The following is a 9,960-nucleotide window of genomic DNA, read 5'->3' as shown; positions in this document are numbered from 1 at the left end:
GGGGGGGGGGGGGGGGGGCGCCCCGCCCCCCCCCCGCGGGGGGGGGCGGGGGTGGGGCCCCCCCCCCGGGGCGGGGGGGGGCCCCGGCCGGCGGGCCCCCGCCGGCGCTCCAGCCGTGGGTGAGGCGCTGCCCTGCCGGGAAGGCGAAGTGCAGGGTCCAGCCGGTGAGCGCCGCGGTACCCGTGTTGGTGATCTTCACGGTCGCGGTGAAGCCGGTGCCCCAGTCCTTGGCGCTGTAGGCCACGTCGCAGCCGGTGTCGGGCTTGGTCGTGAAGGCCACGGTCGCTGACGGCGCCGAGTTCACGCCTGCGGTGTCGCGGGCACGGATCCGGAACGAGTACGGCGTGTTCGGGGTGAGACCGGTCAGCGTCGCGGTCGTGCTGCCCGCGTTGGGGGTCACCGATACCGCTGTCTCGGTGGTGCCGTCGAGGCGGTAGACGGTGTATCCGGTGAGCGGGAACGTTCCCGGCGTGGAAGCGGTCCAGGTCAGCGTGGCGCCGGCGGTAGAGACACCGGAGACCGCGGGGTTGCCGGGCGCGCTGGGCGGAGTCGACGGTGGGGTTCGGACAGTGATCGTCGTCGCGGGCCCGGTGCGGCCGGTGGTGTCCACCGCACGCACCGCGATGGTGTACGCCGTCGCGGGCGTGAGGCCCGAGATGGCGCAGGCCAGCGGATTCACGCCGAGGCAGGTGTACCGGTATCCGTTGAGCAGGACCTCGTATCGGCTGATCGGGTCGGTGCCGGGTGCCGCCGGGCTCCATCTGAGGCTGATGCTGCCCGGCGTGAGGTCACTGACGATGAGGTCCTGTGGTTGGCCTGGGGGAACGGGCTGGCCGACCAGGTGGCACGGATGGTCGTTGATGGTGAAGTCGGTGGGTGGCGGGTTGTCGCTGCCGGTGTAGGTGCCGGTGAATGACACCGATCTGGTGTTGCCGGGAAGCAGCGGCCCGGCGCCGCTGCTCCAGAGCCAGACGAAGCTGGTGGTCCACCGGGTCCCGTGCTGCCGGAACCCCCATCCCGGGTTGATGCGCTGGTTGTCGGTGAGGGTGAAGCCCAGGGTCCACTCCTGCCAGGCGCCCGGGGACAGATTCGTCATGCCGACCGTCGCGTAGAACGAGCCGCCGCCTGAGCTGAGTGGTGTGTACGTCACCGAGCACATCGGTCCGTCGAGGTAGGGCGGCGTATGCACCGTTGCCGTGGGCGATGCCGTCGTGTTGGCTGCCGCGTCGGTCGCCAGCACGGTGAAGCTGTAGGTCTGGTTGGGCGTCAGGTCGCGAATGGTGATGGTGTTGATGTCGCCGGTGGTGCTGTCGTTCCAGCTCTGGCCGTCGAGCAGGATTCGGCGGACGAGATAGTCGGTGACCCCGACGTCGTCGGTCGAGTGCGTCCAGGTGAGGGTGACGCTGAACGGGGTCACGTCGCTGAAGGCCGGCGTGCCGGGCGCGGTCGGTGACGTGACGTCGTCGGCCGCCTGGGCGGGGGTGGGCGCCGCCAGCCAGAACACGGCGCAGGCCAGTGCGGCGGCGAGCTTGGACGGATACGACATGTGTGCCATGGGTCTCCTCAAACGGGATGGAACCCGATGGAGACATGAGGTGCGGGCAATCGCGGATGGCGCCCGTCAGCGGCGACGGCGAACGCGCGCACGGACGCTTTCTGCCCTTCGTCCGTCCTCACCGCGGCACGACCCCGAGTCCCGCTCGAGCCGTTGACACTCCCGCCCGCCGCCTCACATATTAGGCGGCGTCAATCAATGTGGGCAACGGGCGTCACCGCCGTGCGATGAACACGCCCTTCGGCGTCCACGGCCGCGTTCGCGCCGCCGTGAACCCGTCCCATTCCGGCAGCCGCGCCCCAGGGCTCAACGCGATGCGCGGGCATGCGCCCAGCCGATCAGTTCGTCGACGTATCCGGCCGCCCGGGGCCGCTCGGCGAAAGCCTCGCGCAAGCCGGCGCAGGCAGCATCCAGTTCCGGTGACGGCCCTCGCCCGCAGAGCAGGATGACCAGTGGTGGCCAATGGCCGATCTGCTTGTGGGGCAATGCGCTCAGCTCGGCCAGGTAGCGGCCGGGCTGCAGCAGCTCGACCAGCCGATCCGCTGTGCGCGTCACGCCAGTGAGGAGATCGGCGCGCAGCCGATCCACCTCGGTGTCGGCTGTCACCTGCCAGCAGTCGTGGTCACCGTCGGCGGGGTGCGGGCACGGCACCCGGCGCTCCATGAGGCCGATGCCGTAGATCTCGCTCGACGTGTCCATCGGCTGGGTGTGCCCGGTCCTCCACGCCAGCCACTCCCACCACTCCTTCGGGGCCACCGCGGTATCGAGGTAGAACATCTTCGCGTCGCGCCGTGTCCGCTCCGACGGCTGTTTCTGGATCACCGCGACACCCTCCGGCGTGATCAGCCGCCACACCGCACCGGAGCCACGAAAGCCCCGTGGATGCAAGGTCGCGCCGATGTCATGCAGCAGGCCGCGGGTCACCGTATTGAGATCCCCCATGACCCGACGATACTGTCGTGCGCCGGGCCGGTGCGGCGCGAGCGGCCGCCTCGACGACGGCCCGGTCCACCCGCTGGTCACGGGATTCCGCCACCGGGAGGAGTGCGGCGAGGTCCGGAAGGTAGGTGTGGTGCGATCGCCGCGAACGCGGTGGAGCGAGTCAGCGGGTGTGTGGCCGGCGGTCCGGTCGGCGGCTGAGGATCAGGTCGGCGACCAGCGCGGTCCAGCCGGTCTGGTGAGACGCGCCGAGTGCCGCGCCGTTGTCGCCGTGGAAGTACTCGGGGTAGATCAGGCGGTCGCGCCAGTCCGGGTGCGTCTGGAACAGTTCCGTGCCGCCGTAGAGCGCCCGCCGGCCGTCCCCGTCCCGCAGGAAGATGTCGATGAGCCGCTCGGACACCTCGTCGGCGATCTCGTTGAGGGTTCGCCGCTGCCCGGACCTGGTCGGGCACTCGAACGTCTCCGTGTCGCCCAGGAAGTCGCCGAACTGGTTGAGCGCCCGGATCAGCAGGTAGTTGACCGGCATCCAGATCGGCCCGCGCCAGTTGGAGTTGCCGCCGAACGTTGCGGTGGTGGACTCGGCCGGTTCGTAGTCGACGGTGTAGTCGCGGCCGCCGAGGTTGACCGTGCACGGTTCGGCGGCATGGACGCGCGAGATGCTGCGCAGGCCGTACGGGCTGAGGAACTCGGCCTCGTCCAGCATTCGGGAGATGATCGGTTCGAGCTGGTCCATCGTCACCATGGACAGCAGCCGGTGCCGGTCGCCGGACGGGCGCGACCGGCTCTCGCCGATGACCGCCGCATACGCCGGCTTGTGGTCGAGGAACCACCGGAAGCGCTCGACCAGCTCCGACAGCTGCCCGTACGTGCCCTCGCGCCACGTCACGGTCGCGACGAGCGGGATCAGGCCGACGATGGAGAACACCCGGATCGGGATCGGGGCTCCGCCGTCGATCCGGATCGTGTCGCAGTAGAAGCCGTCCTTGTCGTTCCACAGCGAGCGGGCCGAGGCGGCAATGTAGGCGAAGTGCTCGAAGAACTTCGTCGCGATGTCCACGTAGTGGGGATTGTGCACGGCGAGGCGGACGGCCATCTCCAGCAGGTTCGCCGCGTACATGGCCATCCAGCCCGTCCCGTCGGACTGCTCCAGCTGCCCTGCGACGGGCAGCGGCGAGGACCGGTCGAACGGGCCGATGTTGTCCAGGCCGAGGAACCCTCCCTCGAACACGTTGTCGCCGTCGGCGTCCTTGCGGTTGACCCACCAGTTGAAGTTGAGCATCAGCTTGTGCATGATCCGCTCGAGGAAGCCGAAGTCGCGGCCGCCGTCGAGCTCGAACACCCGCAGCGCCGCCCATGCGTGCACCGGCGGATTGACGTCGCCGAACGCCCACTCGTACGCCGGGATCTGGCCGCAGGGGTGCATGTACCAGTCGCGGACGAGCAGGAGCAGCTGCTGTTTGGCGAACGCCGGGTCGACGCGGGCGATCGCGACGCAGTGGAACGCGAGATCCCAGGCCGCGAACCAGGGATACTCCCAGGGGTCGGGCATCGAGATGACGTCGGCGGCGGCCATGTGCCGCCATTCGCGGTTGCGCCCGTTCAGCCGGTCGGCCGGCGGCGTGAGGGTGGTCCGGTCGCCGTCCAGCCACAGGCCGACGTCGTAGCGGTAGAACTGCTTGCCCCACATCAGGCCGGCGATCGCACCGCGGACGACACGAGCCTCCTCCTCGGTCGTCCCGGCCGGCATCAGGTCGGCGAAGAACGCGTCCGACTCGGCCCGCCGGTCGGTCATGACCTGGTCGAAGCGGGCGCCGAGATCGGCGGAGACGTCGGTGGGCTGTGCCAGCCGCAGGCGGATCCGGCGGGACCCACCGGCCGGGACGTCGAGCACGTAGTGCAGCGCCGCCTTGGTGCCGGTCATCGCCGGGTTGACGGTGTCGGCGCCGTGGACGACGTGGTCGTTGATGCCGTCCTTCGGGTACGCCGACCGGCCCGGCGTTTTCCAGAGCAGCTCGGTGTTGGTCTCGTTGTCGCAGAACAGCGCCGCCGGGCTGCCGTCGCCGAGCAGTTCGATGGTGCCGAGCTCCTCGTGCCGGCCGGTGAGGCGGCCATCGCGGCCGGTGATCGTCGGCACCGCGTCGTGACCGGGCCGGCCCCAGGCCCAGGTGTTACGGAACCACAGCGTCGGCAGGACGTGGATCGTCGCGGCGTCCGGGCCGCGGTTCGCGACGGTCACGACGATGCACATGTCGGTGGGGGACGCCTTGGCGTACTCGGCGGTGACCGACCAGTACCGGTCGTCGGCGAAGACGCCGGTGTCGACCAGCTCGAACTCGGGGTCGTGCCTGCCCCGGCGGGCGTTGACCTCGACCAGCTCGCGGTACGGGAACGGCGCCTGCGGGTAGTGGTAGCGCCAGCTCAGGTAGGAGTGGGTCGGCGTGGAGTCCTCGTACCACCAGTAGTCCTTGACGTCCTCGCCGTGGTTGCCCTCCGGCCCGGTCAGGCCGAACATGCGTTCCTTGAGGATCGGGTCGTGGCCGTTCCAGAGCGCGAGCGCGAAACAGAACCGCTGCCCGTCGTCGCAGATGCCGGCCATGCCGTCTTCGTTCCAGCGGTAGGTGCGCGACCGGGCGTGGTCGTGCGGGAAGGACGTCCACGCCTCACCGGAGGGGCTGTAGTCCTCGCGGACGGTGCCCCAGGCGCGTTCGGACAGGTACGGGCCCCACGCCCGCCACGGCAGGTCACCCGCGTCGGCTTCCGCGAGTCGGATCTTCTCAGCGCACATGACCTGCTCAGACGTCATGTGCCCATCATCGGCATCGGCGCCGCGCGCCGCGCCGTTTTCGGCGTTTCCCGGTGTGCGCGTGCGTCCGCCCCGCCCGCCTGCCGGGTCATGACCGACGCCTGGCGGCGAAGGGTGCCCTGACCCGGCGGCGGGTCGGCCGTCAGCCGATGGTGCAGGTCACCGCCGGCACCGCGTTGGTGACGTTGTTCCAGCCGGCGAGGAAGCCGAACGACGTGGAGGCACCGGCTGCCAGGGTGCCGTTGTAGCTCACGTTGCGAGCCACGACGGTCGCCCCGCTCTGCGAGAGCGTCGTGCTCCACGACTGGGTGACCTGCTGGCCGTTCGCGAAGGAGAAGGTCGCCGTCCACGCCGACGACGCCTTCGTGGACCCGTTTCGCACCGTCACCTCACCCTGGAAGTTTCCACCCCACTGGGAGACGACCTGGTAGGTCGCGGTGCAGCCGCCGCCGGTCGACGGCGACACCGACGGGACGGCGCTCGGCGAGGCGCTGGGAGACGCCGACGGCGACGGCGACGTGCTGCGGGACGCCGACGGTGACGGCACCGGGCTTGACGTGGGTGACGAGGACGCGCCGCCGAGTGCCTGCGCGAGCGCCGGATACCAGCGGTCGGCCATCTTCTGGTATCCGCTGTTGTTCGGGTGGACTCCGTCGCCGGTGTCGGTCGCGGGGTCGAAGCCGGTCCACTGGTCGACCACGGTGATCGGCGACTGGCTGGTGGTGAGGCCGGCCGCCCAGCTCAGGATGGCGTTGTTGAACTCGATGATGTCGGCCGGGCAGGTGGAGCAGCTGGACGCGCTCATCGGGATGATCTTAGCGACGATGATCTTCATGGCCGGGTTCTGCGCCCGCATCTGGCCGACCAGCTTCGTGAACGCGGCCAGCTTCGTCGCGGTCGGGATGTAGTGGCCCCACATGTCGTTGGTGCCGAGGTGCACCAGGACGATCTCCGGCCTGGCCGCGCTCAGCCACGGCGGGAGCTGGTTGTTGTCCGCGATGCCGGTGGCGGAGTAGCCGCCGTGGCCCTCGTGGTCCCCGTCGTAGGAGTACCCGGGGTTGCAGCCGCCGCCGTCGGAGACGCCGCCCACGAAGTCGATGTTCGTGTAGCCGGCGGTCTGCAGCCGGTGCCAGAGCATGGCCCGCCAGCAGCCGGTGCCGGCGGTGATGGAGTCGCCCAGTGGCATGATCCGCACGGGCGCCGGCGCGGACACGGCGGGGCGGGTGGCGACGAAGGCGCCCGCCACGAGCAGGGCGGCAAGCAGTGCGTACAGGGAAGATCTACGGAACACGCGGACTCCTCATTGGAGCAGGGGGACGTCTCAGGACCACAGGCATCAGCGCCTGACCGCTGATCGCTGCCCAACCCATCCGCGCGGACATGAGCGTATGCGCATTCGTTGGTACGTGCAACTAACGCGCGACCCGCCGGTGATGACGCCGGCACCCAGCCGCCCTGCTCCACGGGAGCAAGTGCCGCCGGGCGGGGTGGAGCGGCTAACGTTGCCTCGCATGAGCATCCGCGTCTACCGCCACGGCGTCATCCACACCGGGGACGGCCACCGTCCTCTCGTCCAGGCCCTCGCCGTCCGGGACGGGCTCGTCCTGGCGGTCGGCTCCGAGGCGGACGTGCGGGCGGCCGCCGGTGCGACCGCGGAGCTCGTCGACCTCGACGGCGCCGCCGTGATGCCGGGCCTCTACGACGCGCACATCCACACCGCGCAGTACGCCCACAGCCTGACCACCGTCGACCTGGCGGGGACCCGATCCCTGGCCGAGGCGCTGACGAGGATCGCCGACCGGGCGGCTCGGCTGCGGCCGGGGCAGTGGCTGCTAGGCGGGCGCTGGAACAGCAACGTCTGGGATCCGCCGGTGCAGCCCGACCGGCACGCGCTCGACGCGGTGTGCCCCGGCAACCCGGTCGCGCTGCCCACCGTCGACGGCCATACGACCTGGGCGAACACGGCCGCGCTGCGGCTGGCCGGGATCGACGCGGCGACCGCCGATCCGGTCGGCGGGCAGATCGTCCGGGACGACCGGGGCGAGCCGACCGGCATCCTGAGGGAGACCGCCGCGGATCCGCTGAAACCGTTCATGGCCCCCGCTGACCTCGGCGGGCTGCTGCGCGCCGGTCAGGAAAGGCTGCTGGCGCTCGGCATCACCAGTGTCCACGACATCGACGGCGAGGACTGCCGGGCGGCGTACCAGGAGATGGCCACGGCCGGGGACCTGAAGTTGCGCGTGCACAAGGCGATCCGGCTGGAGCACCTGGAGCAGGCGATCGAGGAGGGCCGCCGGACGGGGCAGGGCGACGACTGGTTCCGCACCGGCCCGGTCAAGGTCTTCAGCGACGGGGCGCTGGGGTCGCACACCTGCCATATGAGCAGGCCGATGACCGGCGGCGACCACGGGATCGCGGTCGTGCCCCACGAGGAGATGATCCGGCTGTTCCGGACCGCGGCTCGGGCGGGCATCGCGATCGCCACCCACGCCATCGGCGACCAGGCCAACCGTCTCGTGCTCGACGCGTACGAGGCGGTCGGCCCGACACCGGGGCTGCGGCACCGGATCGAACACGCGCAGCACCTGCGGCCGCGGGATCTCGCGCGGATGGCCCGGCTGGGCGTCGTGGCGTCGATGCAGCCCGTCCACTGCACCAGTGACATCGAGCTGGTCGACACGCTGCTGGCCGGGCACGAGCTGGCCTCGTACGCCTGGCGCGGCATGCTCGACGCGGGTGTCGCGCTGGCCTTCGGCTCCGACGCGCCGGTGGAGGACCCGAACCCGTTTCCCGCCCTGCACGCCGCGGTGACCCGGACCCGGCCCGACGGCTCCCCGGCGGGCGGGTGGCAGCCGGAGCAGCGGATCAGCATGGCCGAGGCGGTCCACGCCCACACGGTCGGCGCCGCGTACGCGGCGGGGGAGGAGTCGCGCAAGGGGATGCTGGCGCCGGGCATGCTCGCCGACTTCATCGCCGTCGACACCGATCCCTACCGGGAGCCACCGGAAGCGGTCTTGCGGACCCGGGTCCTGACCACGGTCGTCGGCGGCGAGGTCCGCTGGCAGCTCGGCTGACTGAAGCCGAGGCGGTGGCTCGGGTGGCGCAGGCGATGGAGAGCCGGCGATGCAAGCCCAGTATCGCGGTGGCGCCAGGTAACTGCCTCGTAGCTCTGCTGAGCGGATCGCCGAATCGGTCGCGCGCTCGGTCTGCGGTCTGGTTCGCACCACGACGGTGTTGAGCGGGCGGGATTGGCGCCGATGAGAAACAGCGCCGACAGTAGCCTGAGTACGGTCCAGTGAAAACGCGCTGCGCGCATCGAGGGAGAGCAAACGATGAGACCACTTCGATACTCGATCAACGTCACGCTCGACGGCTGCTGCCACCACGAGGCGGGGCTTCCCCCCGACGAGGAGTCGATGCGCTACTGGACCGCCGAGATGGCACGAGCCGATGCCCTGCTGTTCGGCCGCGTGACCTACGAGATGATGGAGTCGGCGTGGCGGCGGCCGGCCACGGGCACGTGGCCTGACTGGATGGGCGAGTGGGAGATCCCGTTCGCCGAGACCATCGACCGGGCGAAGAAGTACGTCGTGTCGAGCACGCTGAGCGGGGTCGACTGGAATGCCGAGCTGGTGGGAGGCGACCTGGGGCAAGCGGTTCAGCGGCTCAAGCAGGAGCCGGGCGAGGGCCTGTTCGTGGGCGGCGTGACGCTTCCCCTGGCGTTGGCAGATCTCGGGCTGATCGACGAGTACGTGTTCGTCGTGCAGCCGGTCCTTGCCGGACACGGCCCGACGTTGCTCGCCGGTCTGCGCGAGCGTATCCAGCTCGAGCTCGTGGATCGCCATGAGTTCAGGTCGGGCGCGGCCGCCCTGCGGTACCGGCCGACGCGAGTAACGGCTTGACATGATTTGTCCTGGCGTTGGCCGCTGCGTCGCGACGGAACGGCGGTTCTCGCGCCGTCGCACCTGGCCGGTCCGCCATCGTGGACCCATCGATGCTTCCGGCCGACGTGCCGGTCGCGACCAGGCAGGTCAGCCCTCGTCGAGCCTGAGCACTACGAACTCGAGGTCGCCATCGCGGTCGGTGCCCACCCGCCGGAAGCCACAGCGTTCCAGGAGCCGCACCGAGGCGGTGTTGCCCGCGAACGAGTCGGCGTAGAGGGGCCGGACCTGCTCGCGCTGCAGGAACTGCCGCAGCGCCGCGGTCCCGACGCCGCGGCCCCAGAACCGCTGCCCGAACCAGTAGCCGACGAAGCGCCTGTCGTCCTGCCACCACGCGACGATGTTGCCGGCGACCTGTCCGTCGACCGAGACGGTCTGGGCGCGGCCGGTGGGGTTGCCGAGCACCTTCGTCCGCCAGTGCGTCAGGAAGCGGTCCCGATCGCGGGCCGGAAACCGCGCCCGCCGGACCGCCTCCTCCTCGCGCTGTTGCTCGTAGAACACCTCGAGGTCCGCATCGTCGACATCGCGCAGCAGCACTTCGGTCATGCCGGCTCGTCTGCGGGAAGGAGTGCGTCGTCGGTCATGCGGGACAGTGTGCGCGTACCCACCGACACCGCCCGGCGATCTGGATGATGGTGTCAGCCGGTCGCGGCGCCGTCGGGACAGTCAGGACCCGGGCCCACCCGTCCTGCTGAGTGGGCCGGCCATTGCGGCATCGAAAG

At 70.6% G+C, this 9,960-nt stretch carries 7 protein-coding genes; 2 read left to right on the top strand and 5 right to left on the bottom strand.

Translation table 11 applies throughout. The features are described from left to right. The 4 genes from AB0J67_RS24900 to AB0J67_RS24885 all read right to left on the bottom strand — a co-directional run. The coding region (locus AB0J67_RS24900) for a fibronectin type III domain-containing protein (RefSeq protein WP_363485848.1) at window positions 1-1,555 on the bottom strand (1,555 nt) is incomplete at its 3' end. A gap of 306 nt (window positions 1,556-1,861) precedes the next feature. Continuing rightward, window positions 1,862-2,497 (bottom strand): DUF4304 domain-containing protein, encoded by a 636-nt coding sequence (locus AB0J67_RS24895; RefSeq protein WP_363485847.1) that lies wholly within the window; start codon window positions 2,495-2,497, stop codon window positions 1,862-1,864. Between the two features lie 160 nt (window positions 2,498-2,657). Further along, on the bottom strand, window positions 2,658-5,297 hold the full coding sequence (locus AB0J67_RS24890) for a glucosidase (protein ID WP_363485846.1): 2,640 nt from the start codon (window positions 5,295-5,297) through the stop codon (window positions 2,658-2,660). Between the two features lie 142 nt (window positions 5,298-5,439). Then, complete coding sequence (locus AB0J67_RS24885) at window positions 5,440-6,588, bottom strand: cellulose binding domain-containing protein (protein ID WP_363485845.1); 1,149 nt, start codon at window positions 6,586-6,588, stop codon at window positions 5,440-5,442. A 220-nt stretch (window positions 6,589-6,808) separates the two neighbouring features. Here AB0J67_RS24885 and AB0J67_RS24880 point away from each other — a divergent pair, with 220 nt between their 5' ends. Both AB0J67_RS24880 and AB0J67_RS24875 read left to right on the top strand, forming a co-directional pair. Then, on the top strand, window positions 6,809-8,371 hold the full coding sequence (locus AB0J67_RS24880; RefSeq protein ID WP_363485844.1) for an amidohydrolase: 1,563 nt from the start codon (window positions 6,809-6,811) through the stop codon (window positions 8,369-8,371). A gap of 258 nt (window positions 8,372-8,629) precedes the next feature. Then, entirely contained in the window at window positions 8,630-9,199 is a 570-nt protein-coding gene (locus AB0J67_RS24875) for a dihydrofolate reductase family protein (RefSeq protein WP_363485843.1), read from the top strand. 129 nt (window positions 9,200-9,328) lie between these two features. Here AB0J67_RS24875 and AB0J67_RS24870 read toward each other — a convergent pair whose 3' ends face one another. Further along, the gene (locus tag AB0J67_RS24870; RefSeq protein WP_363485842.1) at window positions 9,329-9,784 is read right to left on the bottom strand and encodes a GNAT family N-acetyltransferase; all 456 of its coding nucleotides are present in this window, start codon (window positions 9,782-9,784) and stop codon (window positions 9,329-9,331) included. Window positions 9,785-9,960: the final 176 nt, after the last annotated feature.

The sequence above is a fragment of the Catellatospora sp. NPDC049609 genome (assembly GCF_040675365.1).
Classification (GTDB): domain Bacteria; phylum Actinomycetota; class Actinomycetes; order Mycobacteriales; family Micromonosporaceae; genus Catellatospora.
The sequence above is the reverse complement of the archived record's forward strand: the minus strand, read 5'-3'. Positions and strand labels throughout refer to the sequence as shown.

Coding starts and splice junctions, on each gene's coding strand:
- AB0J67_RS24895 (WP_363485847.1), bottom strand. CDS start 2,497: ATGGGGGATCTCAATACGGTGACCCGCGGCCTGCTGCATGACATCGGC.
- AB0J67_RS24890 (WP_363485846.1), bottom strand. CDS start 5,297: ATGACGTCTGAGCAGGTCATGTGCGCTGAGAAGATCCGACTCGCGGAA.
- AB0J67_RS24880 (WP_363485844.1), top strand. CDS start 6,809: ATGAGCATCCGCGTCTACCGCCACGGCGTCATCCACACCGGGGACGGC.
- AB0J67_RS24875 (WP_363485843.1), top strand. CDS start 8,630: ATGAGACCACTTCGATACTCGATCAACGTCACGCTCGACGGCTGCTGC.
- AB0J67_RS24870 (WP_363485842.1), bottom strand. CDS start 9,784: ATGACCGAAGTGCTGCTGCGCGATGTCGACGATGCGGACCTCGAGGTG.